19 protein-coding genes and 1 pseudogene are annotated in these 20,849 nt (G+C 66.9%); 15 read left to right on the forward strand and 5 right to left on the reverse strand.

Features of this window, described 5'->3' with window-relative positions:
* Positions 1–255 precede the first annotated feature (255 nt).
* Positions 256–1,758 carry a methyl-accepting chemotaxis protein gene (locus AC1DRP_RS20065; protein ID WP_476769356.1) on the forward strand — a complete coding sequence of 501 codons (1,503 nt, stop codon included), beginning with the start codon at positions 256–258 and terminating at the stop codon, positions 1,756–1,758.
* A 10-nt stretch (positions 1,759–1,768) separates the two neighbouring features.
* Here the strand turns inward: AC1DRP_RS20065 and AC1DRP_RS20070 are convergent, their stop codons facing one another.
* Positions 1,769–2,338 (reverse strand): helix-turn-helix domain-containing protein, encoded by a 570-nt coding sequence (locus AC1DRP_RS20070; RefSeq protein WP_476769357.1) that lies wholly within the window; start codon positions 2,336–2,338, stop codon positions 1,769–1,771.
* Between the two features lie 189 nt (positions 2,339–2,527).
* Between AC1DRP_RS20070 and AC1DRP_RS20075 the strand changes: the two genes are divergently transcribed.
* Positions 2,528–3,769 (forward strand): MFS transporter, encoded by a 1,242-nt coding sequence (locus AC1DRP_RS20075; protein WP_476769358.1) that lies wholly within the window; start codon positions 2,528–2,530, stop codon positions 3,767–3,769.
* A 6-nt stretch (positions 3,770–3,775) separates the two neighbouring features.
* Here the strand turns inward: AC1DRP_RS20075 and AC1DRP_RS20080 are convergent, their stop codons facing one another.
* Complete coding sequence (locus AC1DRP_RS20080) at positions 3,776–4,042, reverse strand: hypothetical protein (RefSeq protein WP_441638486.1); 267 nt, start codon at positions 4,040–4,042, stop codon at positions 3,776–3,778.
* 337 nt (positions 4,043–4,379) lie between these two features.
* Here AC1DRP_RS20080 and AC1DRP_RS20085 point away from each other — a divergent pair, with 337 nt between their 5' ends.
* The 7 genes and pseudogenes from AC1DRP_RS20085 (at position 4,380) to bla (ending at position 10,888) form a co-directional block, all read left to right on the forward strand.
* Positions 4,380–4,895 (forward strand): hypothetical protein, encoded by a 516-nt coding sequence (locus AC1DRP_RS20085; RefSeq protein WP_476769359.1) that lies wholly within the window; start codon positions 4,380–4,382, stop codon positions 4,893–4,895.
* Between the two features lie 279 nt (positions 4,896–5,174).
* On the forward strand, positions 5,175–5,489 hold the full coding sequence (locus tag AC1DRP_RS20090; protein WP_476769360.1) for a hypothetical protein: 315 nt from the start codon (positions 5,175–5,177) through the stop codon (positions 5,487–5,489).
* A 79-nt stretch (positions 5,490–5,568) separates the two neighbouring features.
* Positions 5,569–6,240 carry an SOS response-associated peptidase gene (locus tag AC1DRP_RS20095; RefSeq protein WP_476769361.1) on the forward strand — a complete coding sequence of 224 codons (672 nt, stop codon included), beginning with the start codon at positions 5,569–5,571 and terminating at the stop codon, positions 6,238–6,240.
* A 141-nt stretch (positions 6,241–6,381) separates the two neighbouring features.
* Positions 6,382–6,630 (forward strand): hypothetical protein, encoded by a 249-nt coding sequence (locus tag AC1DRP_RS20100; protein ID WP_441487978.1) that lies wholly within the window; start codon positions 6,382–6,384, stop codon positions 6,628–6,630.
* Between the two features lie 528 nt (positions 6,631–7,158).
* Positions 7,159–8,229, forward strand: a complete 1,071-nt coding sequence (locus AC1DRP_RS20105) for a phosphoserine transaminase (RefSeq protein WP_476769362.1) — start codon at positions 7,159–7,161, stop codon at positions 8,227–8,229.
* 218 nt (positions 8,230–8,447) lie between these two features.
* A pseudogene (locus AC1DRP_RS20110) lies at positions 8,448–9,822 on the forward strand (NAD(P)-dependent oxidoreductase).
* A 70-nt stretch (positions 9,823–9,892) separates the two neighbouring features.
* Complete coding sequence (gene bla, locus AC1DRP_RS20115) at positions 9,893–10,888, forward strand: class A beta-lactamase (RefSeq protein ID WP_476769363.1); 996 nt, start codon at positions 9,893–9,895, stop codon at positions 10,886–10,888.
* A 108-nt stretch (positions 10,889–10,996) separates the two neighbouring features.
* On the opposite strand, the gene AC1DRP_RS20120 is transcribed toward bla, so the two are convergent.
* Positions 10,997–11,911, reverse strand: coding sequence for a DMT family transporter (locus AC1DRP_RS20120; RefSeq protein ID WP_441504385.1), 915 nt, complete (start codon positions 11,909–11,911; stop codon positions 10,997–10,999).
* Between the two features lie 122 nt (positions 11,912–12,033).
* Between AC1DRP_RS20120 and AC1DRP_RS20125 the strand changes: the two genes are divergently transcribed.
* A complete protein-coding gene (locus tag AC1DRP_RS20125; RefSeq protein ID WP_441487973.1) occupies positions 12,034–12,912 on the forward strand; it encodes a type 1 glutamine amidotransferase in 879 nt (292 codons plus the stop codon).
* Between the two features lie 100 nt (positions 12,913–13,012).
* A complete protein-coding gene (locus tag AC1DRP_RS20130; RefSeq protein ID WP_441504384.1) occupies positions 13,013–14,725 on the forward strand; it encodes a mucoidy inhibitor MuiA family protein in 1,713 nt (570 codons plus the stop codon).
* 109 nt (positions 14,726–14,834) lie between these two features.
* On the opposite strand, the gene AC1DRP_RS20135 is transcribed toward AC1DRP_RS20130, so the two are convergent.
* The gene (locus tag AC1DRP_RS20135; protein ID WP_441487971.1) at positions 14,835–15,287 is read right to left on the reverse strand and encodes a carboxymuconolactone decarboxylase family protein; all 453 of its coding nucleotides are present in this window, start codon (positions 15,285–15,287) and stop codon (positions 14,835–14,837) included.
* Positions 15,288–15,298: 11 nt separating this feature from the next.
* Complete coding sequence (locus AC1DRP_RS20140; RefSeq protein WP_441487970.1) at positions 15,299–15,727, reverse strand: cupin domain-containing protein; 429 nt, start codon at positions 15,725–15,727, stop codon at positions 15,299–15,301.
* 95 nt (positions 15,728–15,822) lie between these two features.
* On the opposite strand from AC1DRP_RS20140, the gene pdxR reads away from it, so the two are divergent.
* The 4 genes from pdxR to catB all read left to right on the forward strand — a co-directional run bounded on the left by pdxR (position 15,823) and on the right by catB (position 20,760).
* Positions 15,823–17,241 (forward strand): MocR-like pyridoxine biosynthesis transcription factor PdxR, encoded by a 1,419-nt coding sequence (gene pdxR / locus AC1DRP_RS20145; protein WP_476769364.1) that lies wholly within the window; start codon positions 15,823–15,825, stop codon positions 17,239–17,241.
* A gap of 209 nt (positions 17,242–17,450) precedes the next feature.
* Positions 17,451–18,743 carry an adenylosuccinate synthase gene (locus AC1DRP_RS20150; protein WP_476769365.1) on the forward strand — a complete coding sequence of 431 codons (1,293 nt, stop codon included), beginning with the start codon at positions 17,451–17,453 and terminating at the stop codon, positions 18,741–18,743.
* 31 nt (positions 18,744–18,774) lie between these two features.
* Positions 18,775–19,995 (forward strand): histidine kinase, encoded by a 1,221-nt coding sequence (locus AC1DRP_RS20155; RefSeq protein WP_476769366.1) that lies wholly within the window; start codon positions 18,775–18,777, stop codon positions 19,993–19,995.
* Positions 19,996–20,127: 132 nt separating this feature from the next.
* Positions 20,128–20,760 carry a type B chloramphenicol O-acetyltransferase gene (catB, locus tag AC1DRP_RS20160; RefSeq protein ID WP_476769367.1) on the forward strand — a complete coding sequence of 211 codons (633 nt, stop codon included), beginning with the start codon at positions 20,128–20,130 and terminating at the stop codon, positions 20,758–20,760.
* The last annotated feature ends 89 nt before the right edge of the window (positions 20,761–20,849 follow it).

Consider the following 20,849-nt stretch of genomic DNA (forward strand, 5'->3'; position numbering starts at 1 on the left):
GTCCTGGTGGGACTGGGATCATGTCGCCTTACGCTCCGCACTCGACGATTTCCGGACGCTGCCCGTCGAAGCCTTTCTCGAGCGCTATGAAGGCCTGCGGTGAACCGCTGGCGACTGACAATCCTGCGGCATAGGACCACAGACGCTCCGTCCTGCAGGCAAGAGCCGCAATCTTCTTCGGATATTAACCAGCCATCGCCGAGTTTCGGCCGGCGTGCCGAGGGGGCTCGGCGCATCAGGCTTGAGTAAACGGCTATGGCACCATCCGACGATCTCGCCCGGCGGCGCGACTTCATGAAGCTCGGTCCGGACGCGTTGCGGCACATCCACGATGTCGAGGACACGCTGCTGGAGGCCCTGCCGGATGCGCTCGGCGCCTTCTATGCACAGGTCCGCGCCTTCCCCGAAACCCGCGTTTTCTTCGGCAGCGACGCCCATATCGAGCAYGCGAAGAGCAAGCAGCTCGGCTACTGGGATCGTATCGCCCGGGGCCAGCTCGACGAGGATTACGTCGCCGCCGTCACCACGGTCGGCAAGGTCCACGCCAGGATCGGGCTGGAGCCGCGCTGGTATATCGGCGGCTATGCCCTGCTGCTGGAGCAGCTGATCGGCAAGGTGCTCGAGGCGCGCTGGCCGAAGGGCCGCTTCGGCGGCAAGATCGAGGGCGCCGAAGACCGCGCCGCCGAGATCACCGCCATCGTCAAGGCGACCCTGCTCGACATGGACTATGCCATCTCGGTCTATCTCGAGGCGTCCGAGGCCGCCCGTCTCAAGGTCGAGGCCGAGGCCCGCGCCGTCGAGCAGGCCAAGGCGGACGAGCGCGACAGGGTCGTCAGCCTGGTCAGCGAAGGCATGGCCGCGCTCGCCAAGGGTGACCTGACCTTCCGCATGGACGCGGAGATGCCGCCCGAATACGCGCTGCTGCGCAGCCATTTCAATCACGCCATGGAACAGCTCGGCGAGATGGTCACGACCATCCAGGCGACGTCGGGTTCGATCGCCACCTCCTCGCAGGAGATCGCGTCCGGTGCCGACGACCTGTCGCGACGCACCGAGGAACAGGCCGCCGCGCTCGAACAGACGGCGSCCACGACCGAAGAGCTCGCCGCGTCCGTCAAGACCTCAGCCCAGTCTTCGCGCGAGTCGGTTGCGCTGGCCGATGACGCCGCCGCCGTCGCCCGCACCGGCGGCACCATCGTCAGCGACGCGATCGATGCCATGACCCGTATCGAGCAGGCCTCGAAGAAGATCTCGGAGATCACCACGGTGATCGACGGCATCGCCTTCCAGACCAACCTTCTCGCGCTCAACGCCGCGGTCGAAGCGGCGCGCGCCGGCGATGCCGGACGCGGCTTTGCCGTCGTCGCAGCCGAGGTCCGGGCGCTTGCCCAGCGCTCGGCTGAAGCCGCCAAGGACATCACCGGGCTGATCGGATCTTCCGATGCCGAGGTCGCCGAAGGCGTCCGGCTCGTCCGCCTCGCCGGCGGCACGCTGGAGAAGATCGTCGATGCCTCGATGCGCGTCTCCGGCACCGTCAACGAGATCGCGGTGGCGTCCGGCGAACAGGCCAATGGCATCGACGAGATGAGCCAGACCGTCAGCCATATGGACGAGATCACCCAGAGCAACGCGGCTCTCGCCGAACAGAGCGCAGCCTCGGCCCGGACTCTGCTCAGCCAGATCGAGCGGCTGAACCAGCTCGTCGCAGCTTTCCGCACGCAGGAGCAGCGCGCGGCGGCACGGCACCGGGCAGCCTAGGAACCCTGGCCTATCTCCGGACGAGGGCGAYGAGATAGACGCTCTCGTCCGCGCCCGGGTTGAAGAAGGACGAATCCGCCGGCGGCCCGAGTTGCAGGCAGTCACCCTGCTGCAGGGTGTGGGTGACGCCGCCTTCGCGGAATTCGAGCTCGCCCTGCAGAACCCAGATCTGCTGGCGCTGGAACAGGAAGGCGGCGGCCGGATACGGCACCCGCACACCGGGCGGCAGCGTGATCTGCAGCAGCTCGAGAATATCTCCGGAGGGCGGCGAGATCGTCCGGCGAACGTAGCCGGTTTCCGGGTCCTGCCAGACCGGCTGATGGCCATGGCGGCTGATGCGGTCTTCCGAGCGCTCGGCCAGGGCCAACAGCACCGAGAGCGACAGGCCAAAAGCTCCCGACAGCCGCCCGAGCACGGTTGCCGTCGGGCTCGCATCGCCGCGCTCGATCTTGCTGATCATCGCCTTCGAGACGCCTGAACGCTCGGCGAGATCGGCCAGCGACCAGCCGCGCGTGTCCCGTTCGATCCGGATGCGGGCGGCGATGGCCTGATTGGGGTCGTCTGGGCTCTGGGAACGCATGGACTCTCGATGGTCAGCTTCTGAGGCGGATCCTAAGCTCTTCCGCGTCTCGCCCGTCCGCTCAAGAGGCTCGACCCGAAAAATGATGCCTCATACCTGAATCGTCTTCTATAGAAGCCATACGTATACTATAGGAGACGCCAGAGTGCCTTCGGACGGTTCCGCACGGGCGCAGAAGGCCGGTGAGCGATGCATCCTGGACTCCGAACTCCCGGCGGGACCACCACCCCCTATGCCGCGAAGGCGAGCTCGCTTGCGCTCCTCCTCCTCGCCGAAACCCTGGCAATGGCGGCCTGGTTCGCCTCGGCCGCGGCGATCGTGGCGATCCGGCGGGAGCAGCCGCTCGACCCGCTGAGCGAAGTGCTGCTCACCAGTTCCGTCCAGGCCGGCTTCGTCCTCGGCACGCTCGCGAGCAGCCTGCTCGGCCTGGCCGACCGCTTCGATCCGCGCCGCCTCTTTGCTCTCTCCGGCGCGGCAGCGGCTGCGCTGACCGCTGCGCTCGCGTTGCTGCCGCCGGTCGGGCCGGTGACGATCGCCCTGCGGGTCCTGACCGGCCTGTGCATGGCCGGCATCTACCCGGTCGGCATGCGCATCGCCGCGACCTGGGCGAACAAGGACCTCGGCCTGCTGATCGGCCTCCTGGTCGGCGCCCTCGTCATCGGCTCGGCGAGCCCGCATCTGCTCGGTGCCTTCGAGGGCATAGGCTGGCGCGGCATCTATCTCGGCGCCGCCGCCTCGACGCTATGCGGCGCCGTCCTCATCCTGTTTGCCGGGCTCGGGCCCCATCTCGTCCGACGCGCCGGTCTCGCTCTCGGCCAGTTCGCCCAGGCCTGGCGCAACCCTGCGCTGCGTCTCGCAAATGCCGGCTATTGCGGCCACATGTGGGAGCTCTACGCCATGTGGGCCTGGCTCGGCGTGTTCCTGCAGCAGACCATCGCCGGCCGCGGTCCGCAGGCCGGGCACGGCGCAGCCGCAGTGCTGACCTTCTTCGCCGTCGCCTCCGGCGCGCTCGGCGCCTGGCTCGGCGGCTGGCTGGCCGACAGGCTCGGCCGCACCRCTGTCACCATCGGCGCCATGGCGCTGAGCGGCGCCTGCGCGCTTGCGATCGGCTGGCTCGCCGCAGCCCCTGTCATGCTGGCTGTCGTCGCGATCCTCTGGGGCATCTCGGCCGTGGCCGACTCCGCCCAGTTCTCGGCCAGTGTCGCCGAGCTCGCTGAGCCCTCGCTGGTCGGGACCATGATCACGGCGCAGACCTGCGCCGGCTTCCTGGTGACGCTTGTCTCGATTCACCTCGTGCCGCATTTCGTCTCGGCCTTCGGGTGGACGGCGGCCTTCTCGGTGCTGGCGCTCGGCCCCGCCGCCGGCTGCTGGGCCATGTGGCGGCTACGCCGGCTTCCCGAGGCAAGCAGGCTCGCGGGCGGGAACCGCTGAGGCCGCTTAGCCCTCCGCTGCCCGCGCCACCGCCTGGCCCAGCCGCGCGATCGCCTCGGCCGCGCCCGCCTTCAGCGTGACGTCCTGCGCCTCGGCATCCCTGGAGAGCTGCTCGCTCAGCGCCGCGAGGCTGACCTCGTTGCCGCTCGCTGCGAGCTTCAGCACCGCGTTCGCGAGAACATTCGGCCAATAGGCGGCACCGCCCTTGGCCAGCCCCTTCGCCTTGCGGCCCTCGAACTCCTTGGTGAGTTGCTCCGGCGTCTTCCTGGCCATGTCCGTCTCCGGTTCCTCTGCTGGTTTGGCCCCATGGACGAGACGGAAGCGGCGCGGTCAAGCCCGGTGGCACAACGATGGACCCCGGCGCCTCTCTTCTGGCCGGAGAAGATGCGAAGCGCCGGCCCCTTCCCACCATGCTTGACCTCGTCTCGGGCGCAGCCGCATCCGACGCATGGGCCGACAACCTCAAAACCGTGATCGTCAGGGCCGAAATCCCTCATGGACCGTTCATTTTACGAGGAATATCCTCCTTTCCGGAGACCTGACCGGGATGGGATGCGCTCGCCCGGCCCAGGTTCCGCCGACGGGCATGCCCCGTCAGGAGGCGATGACCATGACCAAGACCAGCACTGCGCTTGCCCTCGGCCTGTTTGCGCTCGCGGGCGGCTTCGTCCTGCCGGCCGCGACACCGGCCCAGGCCCTGACCATGAAGGAATGCAGCACGAAATATAACGCCGCCAAGACCGGCAATACGCTGGGTGGCCAATCCTGGAACGACTTCCGCAAGAGCCAGTGCAGCGATGCCGCCACGCCGGCCGCCGCCACGCCGGCTGCTGCCCCGACCGCCGCACCAGCCGCCGCCCAGCCGAAGCCGCAGATGGCAGCGCCGGCCGCCGCGCCGGCTCAGGCGAAGCCGCACGCCGCCATGCCAGCCGCCATGGGCAATGCTGTCTTTCCGGCCAAGGTCGACCCGAAATACGCTTCCGAGACCGCCGGCAAGCAGCGTTTCAAGACCTGCAACGACCAGTACAACATCAACAAGGCCAATGGCGGCAATGGCGACCTGAAATGGATCCAGAAGGGCGGCGGCTATTACAGCCAGTGCAACACCAAGCTGAAGGGCGTCTGAGACAGGCGCAAGGCGCCCCGCTTCCCCTCTCCCTGATCTCGGGCCTKCCCGAGATCAGCTCTCGGAAGTATCGAAATCGGGAACATCCGACTTCAATCCGGGAGAGGTGTCCTCGCACCGTCCCGGGAAGGAATTGCCCGGCAGTTTCTTCCCGCCTGCCGGGATTGCGCGTGCAGCAGCACCGAAGACAATCAATAAAGCATTGAAAAACAAAGACTTCTCCGGAAGCGTCGCTGGCCCGCCCCTTGCGTGACGCGTGCAACCAGCCCGGAGGTTGCCATGTCGATTTCAATCTCGTCGTCCCAGCCGGCCACGTCGCTTGCCGATGCCTTCAAGACCGTTGCCAAGGTCGCCTACAAGTCCGCCGCGCAGAAGACGGCGGAAACGGATTTCCTCAAGCACGCCCAGATGACGCCGGCCGAGCGCATGCACACCGCCATGCTCGCCAAGTTCGGTCTGACCAAGGAACAGTTCGACCAGCTCGATCCCAAGGCCAAGGGCGAGATCGCCGACAAGATCCGCGACGAGATCAAGAAGCAGCTGGAAGCARGCGGCACCATGCGGACCGGCGTGATCACCGACAAGAAGATCTGAACGGGCGCGAGCGCGTCGCGCTTTACAGCGCCACCGCCACGGCATCATCCTGCCCCTCCCCGGTCGGGAGGATGACGCCATGTGTGGACGCTTCAGCCAGGCCTTTACCTGGGAGGAGATCGTCGCCTTCAGCCAGCCGCTGACGGTGCCGACCGAGCGGGCCAATCTCCAGCCGCATTACAATCTCGCGCCGACCGACACGGTGCGGATCATCGTCAGGACGCCGCTCGGCCGCGAACTCATCCCGGCGCGCTGGGGGCTGATTCCGCCCTGGCACAAGGGCAGGCCGAACGAGGTCGGCGCCACTTTCAATGCTCGCGTCGAATCGGTCGCGACGAAGCCGACCTTCCGCTCGGCCTTCAGGAGCCGGCGCTGCGTCATCCCAGCCAGYGGCTTCTTCGAATGGACCGGCCCGAAGGGCGACAAGACCCCGCATTTCATCAGCGCCGCCGACGGCGCCCTGCTCGCCTTTGCCGGGCTCTGGGAACGCTGGAAGGACCCGGAGACCGGGCAGGAAATCATCAGCTGCACGATCATCGTGCGCGATCCCGTCGCCGGCATCGCGACACTGCATGACCGCATGCCCTGCATGCTCCACCCCAGGGATTTCGACGTCTGGCTCGATGGCTCCGCCGGCGAAAAGCTGCTGACCGATCCGCCGCCGGCGCTGCGCGACTGGATCGTCGACCGCCGCGTCAACAAGAGCAGCGTCGGCGATGACGATCCCGGGACGATCACGCCGTTGGGTTAGCCGGCTCACGCGAAACCCCGGCTCTTCTGCAATGCCCTGCCTGCAGACCAGGGCGTCGGTCAGCGTCGTTGCGCCGCACGGCCGGGCGGTGCAGGAGCGGCGCAAAAGGGCCGCATGGCCCGGCCGTTCAGGACAACCATCATGCCTCTCGCCTCCCGCGCGCTTGCCGCGGCTTTCGCCTGCCTCCTCCTCTCCTCCCCGGCGTCAGCCGCGATCACCGACCCGGAGATGACCTGCGCCGCCTATCTCAGGAATGGCGGCCACAAGCCGGCTGGCCATGCCGCCAGGGACAGGACACCGGCCGATGTCGCAGCCAGGATCAGGGCGTTTTGTGCCGCCAATCCGAAGATGAAGGCGATGGATGCAGAGATGACGATGACGGGGGATTGAGCCGGGCGAGGCTCGATCGTGGCTACACGTCCAGCAGGCTTTACTCTGTCATCGCGGCTGGGCGAGCCGGCCCGGCAGTCGCCTGCCAGCCCGGCTCTGACCGGGGGGCGGACGAAACCAAGCTCACCTCGGCTGGTCCCATCAGAGCGCCGACGTTCAAGAGATTCAACACCGGCTTTCGGCGCATTGCTCAACCCAAGGGATGAACCACGCCAGCACCATAACGATGAGTCAGCTGGTTGATGCCGCACAGTGGCTATCAAATACGTGACGTGACATTTCGAGGGTGCCATTCGGGGCGGGCTTCCTGCTCCCGGCAATCCCACCGCTAGTGACTTCCTGGCCGTGGCGCGGCAACCGCTATTCTGAAATCCAATCTGTCACCATTTGATCCTTCGTTCATTGCCATTTGATTGTTCGCGCTACAATAAGCCCGCCGCTTGACTCCCCCCGCCCTGATCCCCTACCCCCATCGACGGGACACGCCGCCCCAACGCGGCGCGCCCATCTGTAAGGATGGAGACATCGATGGCGAATACTGTTCCGGCCACGCGTCCGCGCGTGCCGCATTTCTCGTCCGGCCCCTGCGCCAAGCGCCCCGGCTGGTCCCTTAAAGCCCTGTCAGATGCGGCGCTCGGCCGCTCGCACCGTGCCAAGATCGGCAAGGACAAGCTCAAGCTTGCGATCGACCTGACCCGTGAGATCCTGCAGGTGCCGGCGGATTACCGCATCGGCATCGTGCCCGCCTCCGATACYGGCGCGGTCGAGATGGCGATGTGGTCGCTGCTCGGAGCCCGCGGCGTCGACATGCTCGCCTGGGAGAGCTTTGGCGAGGGATGGGTGACCGATGTCGCCAAGCAGCTCAAGCTCAGCGATGTCCGCATCTTCAATGCGCCCTATGGCGAGCTGCCGAACCTGAAAAAGGTCGACACGAAGGACCGCGACGTCGTCTTCACCTGGAACGGCACGACGTCCGGCGTCCGCGTCATCGACGCGAGCTGGATCGCCGATGACCGCGAGGGCCTGACGATCTGCGACGCAACCTCGGCCGCCTTTGCCCAGCGCCTCGACTGGGAGAAGCTCGATGTCACGACCTTCTCCTGGCAGAAGGTTCTGGGCGGCGAAGCGGCCCATGGCATGATCGTGCTCTCACCACGCGCCGTCGAACGCCTCCTGACCTACAAGCCGGCCTGGCCGCTGCCGAAGGTTTTCCGCATGACCTCCGGCGGCAAGCTCTCCGAGGGCATTTTTGTCGGCGAGACGATCAACACGCCCTCGATGCTCGCGGTCGAGGACTATCTCGATGCGCTGCACTGGGCGAAGACGAAGACGCGCTCGAACACCTCGGTCTGCCTGAAGTTCACCGACCCGGCGGTGACGGCACTGCCGGCCGACGCGCAGGCGGCCTTTGCCAAGCAGGTGGTGTCGATCATCGAGAAGGCCGGCGCTGGCTTCGATCTCGGGCATTATCGCGACGCCCCTCCCGGCCTGCGGATCTGGTGCGGCGCAACCGTGCAGAGCCGCGATCTGAAGGCGCTGCTGCCCTGGATCACCTATGCCTTCAACGAGGCCAAGGCCGGGTTGAAGAAGGCGGCGTAACGCTGTCGCGCCGAGCTGCACGTCATGGTCGGGCTTGTCCCGACCATCGCCGCTTGCGACGCCGATGACGGGCCGGACGATGACAGCAGGTCGGGCCAGTCCTTTTGCCCAGACGCGGGCCTGACCCGCGCGAAGACGTGGATGGTCGCCGCAAGCGGCGGCCATGACGACCTTCTCCATTTTAGCCCGCTCTCCGCGCGGGCAACCGAGGGATTCCCATGACCGCTCCCAAAGTCCTGATTTCGGACGCTCTTTCTCCCGCCGCCGTGCAGATCTTCAAGGATCGCGGCATCGACGTGACCTTCGATCCGAGCCTCGGCAAGGACAAGGACAAGCTCGCCGCGATCATCGGCGAGTATGACGGCCTCGCCATCCGCTCGGCGACCAAGGCCACCGCCAAGCTCCTGGAGCAGGCGAAGAATCTCAAGGTCATCGGCCGCGCCGGCATCGGCGTCGACAATGTCGAGATCCCGGCGGCGACCGCGCGCGGCATCATCGTGATGAACACGCCCTTCGGCAATTCGATCACCACTGCCGAGCATGCCATCGCCACAGCTCGGCGTCGAGAAGGTCGAGCTCGACGAGTTGCTGAAGCGTGCGGATTTCATCACCCTGCACGTGCCGATGACCGAGAAGACGAAGAACATCCTCTCGGCCGAGAATCTCGCCAAGACCAAGAAGGGCGTGCGCATCATCAACTGCGCGCGCGGYGGCCTGGTCGACGAGGCAGCACTCGCCGAGCTGATCAAGTCCGGCCATGTCGCGGGCGCCGCCTTCGACGTGTTCTCGGCTGAGCCGGCCGAGACGAACCCGCTCTTCGGGCTGGAGAACGTCGTCTGCACGCCGCATCTCGGCGCCTCGACCAATGAGGCGCAGGAGAATGTCGCGCTCCAGGTCGCCGAGCAGATGTCGGACTACCTGCTCAAGGGCGCGATCACCAATGCGGTCAACTTCCCGTCGATCTCGGCCGAGGAAGCGCCGCGGATCAAGCCCTTCGTCGCGCTGGCCGAAAAGCTCGGCTCGTTCCTCGGACAGCTGACCGAAGCCGCCGTGAAGGGCATCCGCATCGAGTATGAGGGCGCGGTCGCCCAGCTCAATCTGAGGGCGATCTCGGCCGCCGCGATCACCGGCGTGCTGCGGCCCTTCCTGCCCGAGATCAACATGGTCAACGCCGCGATGATCGCCAAGGAGAAGGGCATCGTCGTCGAGGAGATGACACGCGAGGTCGCCGGCAATCTCGAGAGCGTCATCCGCATCGTCGTCGATGCCGAGGACATGCCGCGCCATGCCTCCGGCACGGTGTTCCAGGACGGCAAGCCGCGCATCGTCGAGATCCGCGACATCCAGGTCGATGCCGAGTTCGCGCCGCACATGCTCTATGTCCGCAATGCCGACAAGCCGGGCTTCATCGGTCAGTTCGGCTCGCTGCTTGGCGCGGCCGGCGTCAATGTCGCGACCTTCAGCCTTGGCCGCGACAAGCCGGGCGGGGATGCGATCTGCTATGTCGCCGTCGACGAGGCGATCTCGGACGAGCTGCTCGCCAAGATCCACGAGATCCCGATGGTGAAGCGGGCGCGCCGGCTGAAGTTCTGAAGCCGCCGGCATCGCGCCCAAACGGCGCCGCAATCCAGATCCCCTGTGGCCCCGCCACAGGGGATTTTTCATGCCGCGATTCGCCGCTCTCGCCCTCGCCTGCCTCGTTGCCACGCCAGCTCTCGCCGACTGGGACAGGGCAAAGCTCGACAGCGGCATCAAGACCATCGAACAGGATGCCAGGGGCCGCCTCGGTGTCGCGCTGATCGATCTGAAGGACCGCAAGAGCTGGTCGCATCGCGGGCAGGAGCGCTTCCCGATGCAGAGCGTCTTCAAGCTGCCGCTCGCGATCGCGGTGCTGCAGGCGGTCGAGGCCGGCAAGCTCGGGCTCGACCAGGAGATCCGCGTGAAGCGCACCGAGCTCGCGCCCTACTGGAGCCCGATGAAGAAGGGCTTCAAGGGTGAGGAACAGGGCTACACGGTCACGGATCTTCTGACCCGCTCGACCGGGGCAAGCGACAACAGCGCCGCCGACGTGCTGATGAAGCGGACCGGCGGGCCGAAGGTCGTCACGACGATGCTGAACGAGGGCGGCATCGCCGGAATTTCGGTCGATCGCTATGAGCGCGAATTCCAGCCCGAGATCGCCGGCCTGCCGGCCTTCGCCTGGGATGAGGTCATCGACGACGAAGCCTTCGAGGCCGCGATCGCGGCCATGCCGAGGGAGAAGCGGCGCCCGGCGCTGGAGAGCTATATCAAGGGCGAAGCTCGGGATTCCGCCACGCCCGAGGCCTCGATCGCCTTTCTCGAAGGCCTCGCCAGGGGCAACTGGCTGCGCGAGCCGGCGCATGACCGGCTTCTGACCGAGATCCTCTTGAAATCACCGACCGGCGCCCAGCGGGTCAGGGCCGGCCTCCCCGCTGGCGCGAGTTTCGCGCATAAGACCGGCACCGGCGACACGCTCGACGGCATCAACAGCGCCACCAACGATATCGGGATCGTCRCTCTGCCCGACGGGCGGCGTTTCGCGATCGCGGTCTATCTTGCCGGCGCGCAGGCCGATGCCACAGCGCGCGAAGCGGCGCATGCAGCCGTGGCGAAGCTCGCGGTCGAGAGCCTGAACTAAAGCATCGGCCCGAAAAGTGGAGTGCGGTTTTCGGGAAAGCGATGCAAATACAGGAGGTTAGATCATCGGACTGGATATATATGATATCCGATCCGTTGATCTAAGGGATCACGCCCTGGAGGCGCGATGTTCGGCGATCCAGATGCCGCCGAGCACCAGCGTCAGCGCCAGCCCGTGATAGAGCGCGAGTCGCTCGCCCAGGATCAGCACGGCGAGCATCGGTGCGAAGACCGGCACCAGGTTGACGAAGACGCCGGCCCGGCCAGGTCCGATCAGCTCGACCGCGCGCAGGAAGAAGAGCTGGGAGAGCAGCGACGGCCCGAGCACGACAAAGGCCAGGATCGCCCAGCCTTCGTGGGTCGGCCAGATGACGCTGCCGTTCCAGATTTCGAGCCCGAGCAGCGGCAGTGAGACGATGCCGGCGACGATCGCCATCGCCGTGAAGAAGACCAGCCCCGGCACGGCCGGACGCGAGCGGATCCCGACCGTGTAGCCGGCATAGAAGACGCAGCCGATGATCATCCAAACATCGCCCGGCACGAAACTGAAATTCGCCAGCGTCGCGAAGTCTCCGCGGCTCGCCGTCACCACGACGCCAAGCATGGTGACTGCGACGCCGATCGCCTGCATCCAGCCGATCGGCGTGCGATAGGCGATGAAGGCCCCGATCAGCACATAGACCGGGATCGAGCCCTGCAGAATCCCGATATTGATCGCGGTCGTCGAATAGGCCGCGAGGTACATCAGCGCGTTGAAGGCGGTGAAGCCAAGGGCGCCGAGCATGATGATCCGCCAGCGATGCGCCAGCAGGACCGGGGCATAGTGCTTCAGCTCGCGCCGCAGCATCAACGGCAGGATCGCGCAGACGAATACCCAGCGCAGCGAGGTCAGCGCCATTGGCGAGATCTGCCCCACGGCAAGCCGGCTCGCCACGGCATTGCCGCCCCACATCAAGGTGGTGAGGATCAGGAGCAGGTAGGCGTTGCCCCAGACACGCTGCGGCAGGGAGGTGGCTGGGGACAAGGTTGCGGCCTGTGCGGGGGCGGAATGCGCTTCAATAGCCTTGTGTCCCCGTCGCATCCTATGAGATGAGGCGCAAGGCTGCCCGTCGCCCGACGCATCCCTCCCAAGAGGCGTTTGCCACCATGCTGCATGTTTCGAGACCGCTGCGCCTGCTCGTCGTCGATGGCAACACACGGGAGCAGCGCGAGAGCCATGCTGCCGGCTATGGCAGCCAACCGGGCGAAGCCTATGCCGATGTCGTGCGCTCGATCGCGCCCGAGAGCATCACCGATATCTGCCTGCCCGCCGATGCCGGCGCGAACCTGCCGGACGGTGCGGGGCTCTCGTCCTATGACGGCATCTTCCTCACCGGTTCAGCCCTGCACATCTACAACCTCGAACCGTCGGTCACGCGCCAGATCGAGCTGATGCGGGCGATCTATGCCAGCGGCACGCCCAGTTTCGGCTCCTGCTGGGGCATCCAGATGGGCGCGGTCGCCGCCGGCGGCACCGTCGTCGCCAACCCCAGGGGCCGCGAGATCGGCGTCGCCCGCAAGATCACCCTGACCGAGGCCGGGCGCTCGCATCCGCTGCTCGCCGGTCGCCCGCTCAGCTTCGATGCGCCCGCAATCCATCTCGACACCATCGCCCTGCCCCCGGCGGATACGACGGTCCTCGCCTCGAATGCCTACAGCGCCGTGCATGCAGCCGAGATCCGCCATGACGGCGGCACCTTCTGGGGCGTGCAATATCATCCCGAATTCCCGCTCGGTCAGGTCGCCTCGATCCTCGGGCGCATGGTGCCAGCCCTGATCGCGGAAGGTTTCCGCAAGGACGAAGCGGCGGCGCAGAGCTGGCTTGCCGATCTCTACGCGCTCGATGCCGAGCCGACGCGGCATGATCTCGCCTGGGCTCACGGCCTCGATGAAGAGGTTCTGGACAGCGAGCGGCGCGTGACCGAATTGCGGAATTTCATCGCACATCGCGTCAAGCCTCACATGAGCATGCGCGCCAGGGCCTGAAAGCCAGGGCACATCCGCATTCCGGCCCAATTCCGCCTTGGCCGCGCCGAATTCCGACGCGCCAATCCGCCGCACTGATTTGCCTCGGGGGGAATGCCTGATGATGAGCCGACTTGCCGCCGCCCTGATCTTCGCGCCGAGCCTTGCAAGCGCAGCCGAGATCGAACTGCCGACGCGGATCGACCGGGTCACGGTCTATCCCGACGGCGCGGTGGTGACGCGGCTCGGCAAGGCCGAATTGCTGCAGGGGGCCTCGCAGGTCGTGCTGCGTGGCCTGCCGGCGGCGGTCGATCCCGCCTCGATCCGTGTCGAAGGCAAGGGTGACGGCGCCTTCGCGATTGGCGCGGTCGATGTCCGCCCCGTTCCCGGCGATGCCAGGCAGGGCCTCGATGCGGTGATCGAGACCAAGCTCAAGGCCCTGCGCGAGCAGAAGGAGACGCTAGAAGGTCAGGTCAGCGCGATCGAAGCCAAACGCGGGACCATCGAGCGTTTCGGCCAGACGGGCCCCGACAAGCTCGGCCCCGACGGCAAGGCACTGCCGATCAGCGACTGGCCGGCCGTGTTCGACGCGATCGGCACCGCGCTGGTCAAGGTCAATGACGAGCTGCGCATCGCCCGCAGCCGCGTCTCGGATACGCAGGCTGAAATCGAGGCTCTGGAGCGCACAAGGCCACAGGCCGGCCGCGGCAATGCACCCAAGCGCGACGTCGCGATCGCGGTCGAGGCCAAGGCCCCGCTCGCAGCCGAGTTCACCGTCAGCTACCGCGTCACCAGCGCGAACTGGCTGCCGAGCTATGAGGCCAGGCTGGCGACCGGCAGCGCCGCCGCCAAGCCCGAGATCACCTTCATTCGCCGCGCGGAGCTGCGCCAGCGCACCGGCGAGGACTGGACCGACGTCGCGCTGACCCTCTCGACCACGCGCTCGGCGGGCGGCACGCGCGCACCCGAGCTCGCCCCGGTGCAGGTCGCCTTCCTCGATGCGGCGGTTCTCTATGAGAGCCGCACACGCGTCAGTGCCGCGCCGGCCCCGATGGCGGCGGCCAAGGCGAGGGCCGAAGCCGAATTCGAGGCCGCGAAGTCGCGCAAGATGGCGGATTCAGCGCGCCCGGCAGAAGTCCAGACGGCCCAGGTCGAGACCAGTACCTATCAGGCGAGCTTCATCGTGCCTGGCCGCGTCACAGTCCCCCAGGGCGCGACGTCCAAGGCCGTGGTGCTGAGCCAGGGCCAGGTCAGCCCGACGCTCCTGGCCCGCGCCACGCCGGAGCTTGAGGAGAAAGCCTATCTCGAAGCCGTCTTCCTCCACGAGGACGAGGCACCGCTGCTTCCAGGCGAGGTCCTGCTGCACCGTGACGGCGCCTATATCGGCCGCGGCCGGCTCGGGCTGGTCGCGCCCGGCGACAAGGTCGAGCTCGGCTTCGGCGCAGATGACAAGCTCAAGGTCAGCCGCGCCCCGGTGCGCCGCCGGGAGAACGAGCCGACCTGGCTTGGCCAGACGCGCACGGATCTGCGCGAATTCAGGACTGTGGTGAAGAGCCTCCACGCTCAACCGGTCAAGGTCACCGTCATGGAACGCGTGCCCTTCTCGGAGAACAGTTCGATCACGGTCGAGACCCTGCCGCAGACTACGCCGCCCACCGAGAAACAGGTCGGCGACAAGCGCGGCGTCTCGGCCTGGACCTTCGATCTCGCCCCCGGCGCGGAGAAGGAGATCAAGCTCGCCTACCGCCTGAAATGGCCGGGGGACCGCGAGGTCACGTTCGAGTCCAGGCCAATCCAGCCGGCGGACATGCCGCGCCCGCTGGCGCAGAACTGACTGGATGATCGGCGCGGATCTCGTATCCGGCCCGATGATCTAACTTTTCCCTGTTCGCATCGGCTTTCCCGAAAACCGCCATCCACTTTTCGGGCCGATGCTCGAGGGTTCAGCGCCGCACCGCCGCAGGGACGGCGCGGAAACTGATCGCCATCCGATTATAGGCGTTCATCAGGCCGATYGCGATCGTCAGATCGGCCAGTTCCTTCTCGCTGAACTGGGCAGAGGCGGCCGCAAACTCCGCATCGGGCACGGTGGTGTCAGCGACACGCGTCACGGTTTCGGCCCAGGCCAGGGCGGCCCGCTCCTGCTCGGAGAACAGGCTCGGCGCCTCGCGCCAGGCCGGCACCAGCACCAGCTTCTCGACGGCAAGGCCGCCCTTGAGCAAATCGCGCGAATGCATGTCGATGCAATAGGCGCAGCCATTGATCTGCGAGATCCTGAGATAGACCAGGTCGACCAGGGATTTGGCGAGGCCGGACTGGCCGACATGAGCATAGACTCCGCCAAGAGCCTTCATGCCGGCAGGCGAAACGCTGGTGTAATCGAGACGCTGGGTCATGGGGTCGCTCCTCACTGGTGATCGGGAGTGGTCAGCACCTCTTCGGTGCTGTCGACGATGAAGACGGCGAGCAGGCGCGCCGGCTCGGTCTTGCTGGCATTCTCGCTGATTGTGTGGTGCGCGCCCGGCACCTCGAACCAGGTCTCGCCGGTCCGGTAGACCCGGGCCGGCTGGTCATCGACCTGGCTGCGGATCGCACCCGAGAGCACATGGGCGTAGATGAAGGCCGAACCGGCATGATGGTGCGGGGTCGAGGCCGCGCCGGGCTTGTAGGTCACCTCGACGCTGACCAGGCTCTTGCCGGGAATGTTGGGAATCGCCTGCCGGAATACCGGCTTGACCGTCTCTCCGCCCGGCCTGGGCGAATGAGCCGAGGCGATGGCGGGAAGGGCGAGCGCGGCAAGCAGGGCCGCGCCGGCTGCAGAGGCTCGAAAGCTCATCTCCGTTCTCCGTTCATTTCGATGGCAGGAGAATGCGCGCCGGATGATGCATGAGAAAGCACCAAGATCGACAGAAACGGCTATACCATGATGTGATGACCGCTCCGCTCCGCAYCCAGATCGACCGCAGCGCCAAGGCGCCGCTCGCCTTGCAGATTCACGCCGCCATTCGCGATGCGATCCGGGAGGGCCAGCTCGCCGGCGGGGCGCGCCTGCCGTCCTGGCGCGATCTTGCCGCGCAGCTTGGCATCGCCCGCGGAACGGTCAGGGCCGCCTATGAGAGGCTGAGCGACGAGCAGTGGATCCTGTCGCAGGGCGCCGCCGGAACGCACGTCGCGGACAGGATGCCGGTGCTGGCGGCAGCCGAGCAACCCAAAGACAGGCCGCCCTTTCCTGAGCTGTTCCCCGATTTTGAGAACGCACCGCTCGCCTTCCAGATGGGCGTTCCGGCGCAGGATGCCTTCCCCATCACCCTCTGGTCGCGGGTGATGGTGCGCGCTGCCCGGAAGGCCGCGGTCGCGCCGGTCGGTTATCCCGATCCACGCGGGCATCCGGACCTGCGTCGCGAGATCGCCGCCTATCTCGCCATCGCGCGCGGCATTCGCTGCACGCCGACCCAGGTCCTGGTAACCAACGGCTTTGCGGGTTCGCTCGGTCTCATCATCCGTACCTTACGCCTCGAGGGTCGCTCAGCCTGGTTCGAAGAACCCGGCTTTCCCCTGACGCGCAGCGCCCTCCAGCTTGCAGGAATGACGACCATTCCGGTGCCGGTCGATGGCGAGGGCTTGTCGGTCACCGAGGGCATACGGCGCGCTCCGAAGGCGGCGCTGGCCGTCGTCACCCCGGGGCAGCAGGCTCCGCTCGGGGTGACGCTGTCGCTGGCACGCCGGCTGGCTCTGCTCGACTGGGCCCGGCAAGCGGGGGCCTGGATCGTCGAGGACGATTATCTCAGCGAGTTGCAGCTCAAGGGACGCGCAGCGCCAGCGCTCGCCTCGCTCGATYAGGATGGCTGCGTCCTGCATGCGGGCAGCTTCAGCAAGACGATCAGCCCGGCGTTGCGGCTCGGCTTCCTGGTGGTTCCGGCCGCCGTCGCGGAGGCCTTCGGCACGATTGCCGCCTGTCTCGCGCCGGCTCCGTCCGCCGCGCTTCAGCATGCCGTGGCCAGCTTCCTGGCCGAGGGCCATTATCTGCGCCACCTGCGCCGCATGAAGCGGCTCTACAGCGCACGGCGCGAGTTGCTGCTCCAGCAGTTGCAGGAGACCGCAGAAGGGGCTTTCGCCATCCATGCCACCGGCGGCCTGTCCGTACGGATGGAGTTGCCGCCCGGCACTGACGATTTCGACATCGCCTTGCGCGCCCTGCCCTTCGGGATCGCGCCGGTGCCGCTCTCGCCCTGGTATGCGGAGCCGCCCGAGCGCCGCGGCCTGTTGCTGGGCATCACCAATTTGGCGGAACGGCGGATTGCGGCCGATTGCGCCAGGCTGATCGAACTCGTGCGGCTCGATGGCAGGTGATCCGCGCGCGAGTGTCAGATGGTCGCAGGATCAGGCCCGATGCGCGCAACTCCGTGCGGACAGCCGCCTCTCCGGCACGCGGTCAATCTTGACCTTGCCGCAATGTTGGCCCATGAGGGCTTGCAAGGACTTGCCCCGAAACCCCGGCCTTGCGTCGGGGTTTTTCATGTGCGCGGCGCTTGCGGCAACGAGGCAGGGATACCAGTCCGATGGCGAATGTGGTGGTGGTCGGCGCCCAATGGGGTGACGAAGGCAAGGGCAAGATCGTCGACTGGCTGTCGAGCCAGGCCGATGTCGTGGTGCGCTTCCAGGGCGGTCACAATGCCGGCCATACGCTCGTCATCGACGGCGTCGTCTACAAGCTCTCGCTACTGCCGTCCGGCATCGTTCGCCCCGGCAAGCTTTCGGTCATCGGCAATGGCGTCGTGGTCGATCCCTGGCATCTCGTCGAGGAGATCGAGCGGCTGCGCGCCCAGGGCGTCGCGATCTCGCCCGAGAACCTGCGCGTCGCCGACAACGCGACCCTGATCCTGCCGCTGCACCGCGAGCTCGACCATTTCCGCGAGACCAGCAATGCCGGGCTGAAGATCGGCACGACCAAGCGTGGCATCGGCCCCGCCTATGAGGACAAGGTCGGCCGGCGTGCGATTCGCGTCATCGACCTCAAGGACCCCGCGATCCTGAAGGCCAAGATCGAGCGCCTGCTCGCCCATCACAACGCGCTGCGTCGCGGGCTCGGCATCGGCGAGGTCGATGCCTCCGAGCTGCTCGAGCAGCTGACCAAGGTCGCGCCGCAGGTCCTGCCCTATSCCGACACGGTCTGGGCGCTGCTCGATTCCGAGCGCCGCGCCGGCAAGCGCATCCTGTTCGAAGGCGCACAGGGCGCGCTGCTCGATGTCGACCACGGCACCTACCCGTTCGTGACCTCCTCCAACATCGTCGCCGGCCAGGCCGCGACCGGCTCCGGCTTGGGCCCCTCCGCGGTCGGCTATGTGCTCGGCATCGCCAAGGCCTACACGACCCGCGTCGGCGAAGGCCCCTTCCCGACCGAGCTCTTTGACGAGACCGGCGAACTGATCGGCCAGAAGGGCAAGGAATTCGGCGTCGTCACCGGGCGCAAGCGCCGCTGCGGCTGGTTCGACGCCTGCCTGGTGCGCCAGACCGTGAAGACCTCCGGCATCGACGGCATCGCGCTGACCAAGCTCGACATCCTCGACGGCTTCAAGGAGATCAAGGTCTGCATCGGCTATCGCCTCGACGGCGCCGTGCTCGAGCATCTGCCTGCCGGCCAGAGCGATCAGGCCCGCGTCGAGCCGATCTATGAGACGATCGAAGGCTGGGAAGGCTCGACCGCCAATGCCCGTTCATGGGCGGACCTGCCGGCCCAGGCGATCAAATATGTCCGCCGCATCGAGGAGCTGATCGGCGCCACTGTCGCCGTGCTCTCGACCAGCCCCGAGCGCGACGACACCATCCTCGTCCACAATCCTTTCGAGGGTTGACGGGCGAGCCCAACACGGACAATTGAGGCCAATGGCCGATTTCTATCCCATCCTGGCGCGCGCGATCGCCGGGCTGCCCGACAAGTCCCCGGAAGCGCGCCGCGCGGTCTATGACCGCGCCCGGACAGCTCTGGTCGCCCAGCTGCGGAGTCTCGACCCACCGGTCGGCGAGGCCGAGATCATGCGCGAGCGCTTGGCGCTCGACGAGGCGATGTCGCGTGTCGAGGCCGATTACGACGAGGCTGAGACCCAGCGCCCCGCCACGACGACGATCCGCCCCGCTCCGGAACCAGAGCCTGAGCCTGCTCTGCCGGCCGATATGGCCCATGAGGAGGTCGGGGCGAGCCCCGTCATCGACCCGTTCGAAAGCCGCTCGGTCGACAGCCAGGAGCCGGTCGACACGCAGCCGGTCCGCCCACGCGTCGCTCCTCCGCGCGAACGCCGCGTCGATCCCGGTCATATCCGCACCGCGATCGTCGGCGGAGGCGTCGCGCTTGCGGTCGTCGCGATCGCGGCGACTGCCTTCTATGTCAACAAGGTCAATCCCTCCGACACGGCGGCGCAGCGCCCTCGGACCGAGGCGCAGGTCCAGCAGTCGCAGCCGGACAGCGCCGGCAAGCTGAACGACCGGGTCGGCGATGCCGGAGCGACAGGCGCAGGACCGGCCACACGGCCTGGTGGCGCGACAGCCTCACAAGGCAGCGAGATCGCCGTCGCCCAGCGCGCCATTCTCTACACCGAGGTGCCGGAAACCCCGCAGCAGCCGAAAGCCGTCAATGGCCGGGTCGTCTGGCGGCTCGACAGCGAGAGCGCCGGGCAGGGTCGCCCGGTCGAGACCATCGTGCGTGCGAGTGTCGAGGTACCGGATGCCGGCCTGAGCCTCGACTTCACCATCCGCCGCAATACCGACAGCGCCTTCCCGGCCTCGCATATCAYTGGCCTGCGCTTCACGCGGACAGGTGATGCCACGACCGACGCGATCCGCGAGGTCGGCGTGCCGCAGCTCAAGACCGACGAGAACGAACGGGGCGCACCACTCTCCGCCATCGCCTCCGCGCTCGGCGACAATCTCTTCGTGGCCGCGCTCTCGAATGTGCCGGTGGAAATCGACCGCAATATCGAGCTGATGCAGACGCGCAGCTGGATCGACATCCCGCTGCGTTTCGCGTCCGGACGACGCGGCATCATCACCTTCGAGAAGGGTGTCTCGGGCAGCCAGACGCTTGACGATGCCTTCGGACGCTGGCGCTAGGCACTGAAGAAGAGACGCGGGCACCGATCGGTAAAGCCCCGGAGCGGTTCCCGGATTTCCCTTCGATCGCTCTGGGTCATCTGCCCGCTTCAATCTCGCTGGATTTGCGCTGAACGACGGGAGCACGCCGGGATGGCGAACGCCTTTGAAGGCCCGTTCAAGGGCAGGCTTCTGTCGGAACAGGTGACCAACCCCAACATCATCGTCGGTCGGTACAGCTACTATTCCGGCTACTATCACGGGCATTCCTTCGACGACTGTGCCCGCTATCTGCGGCCCGACCTCGCCGATGTCGACAAGCTCATCATCGGCAGCTTCTGCTCGATCGGGACCGGCGCCTGCTTCATGATGGCCGGTAACCAGGGGCATCGGAACGACTGGGTCTCCAGCTTCCCCTTCTTCTACATGTCGGAAGAACCTGCATTCGCCGGTGCGCGCGACGCCTTCCGGCCGGCCGGCGACACCGTGGTCGGCAGCGATGTCTGGATTGGTGCGGAGGCGATGATCATGCCGGGCATCCGGATCGGCCATGGTGCCGTGATCGGCAGCCGTGCCCTCGTCACCAGGGATGTCGAGCCCTACTCGATCGTCGGCGGCAACCCGGCCAGGCCGATCCGCACGCGCTTCACCGAAGCCGACATCGTCATGCTGCTGGAGATGGCCTGGTGGGATTGGCCGGTGGAGCAGATCAGGGACGGCATGGATCTGTTCTGCTCCAACGACATCGCCGGGCTGTACCGGCGCTGGCAGGAAGCCTCAGCGTAAAGGCGCATCCCGCCTGCCCTCATCGCCAGGCCGAAGCCGCGTTTGCCGCGGGCGCCTCGACTTGAGGGCTGTCGGCGCGGCTCGCGCCG

The sequence above is a fragment of the Allobosea sp. 01N443 genome, assembly GCF_056399325.1.

Excerpts from the sequence above, each read along its gene's own strand:
- AC1DRP_RS20080 (WP_441638486.1), bottom strand. The coding sequence starts at position 4,042 with ATGGCCAGGAAGACGCCGGAGCAACTCACCAAGGAGTTCGAGGGCCGC.
- AC1DRP_RS20085 (WP_476769359.1), top strand. The coding sequence starts at position 4,380 with ATGACCAAGACCAGCACTGCGCTTGCCCTCGGCCTGTTTGCGCTCGCG.
- AC1DRP_RS20100 (WP_441487978.1), top strand. The coding sequence starts at position 6,382 with ATGCCTCTCGCCTCCCGCGCGCTTGCCGCGGCTTTCGCCTGCCTCCTC.
- AC1DRP_RS20125 (WP_441487973.1), top strand. The coding sequence starts at position 12,034 with ATGCTGCATGTTTCGAGACCGCTGCGCCTGCTCGTCGTCGATGGCAAC.
- AC1DRP_RS20130 (WP_441504384.1), top strand. The coding sequence starts at position 13,013 with ATGATGAGCCGACTTGCCGCCGCCCTGATCTTCGCGCCGAGCCTTGCA.
- AC1DRP_RS20140 (WP_441487970.1), bottom strand. The coding sequence starts at position 15,727 with ATGAGCTTTCGAGCCTCTGCAGCCGGCGCGGCCCTGCTTGCCGCGCTC.
- catB (WP_476769367.1), top strand. The coding sequence starts at position 20,128 with ATGGCGAACGCCTTTGAAGGCCCGTTCAAGGGCAGGCTTCTGTCGGAA.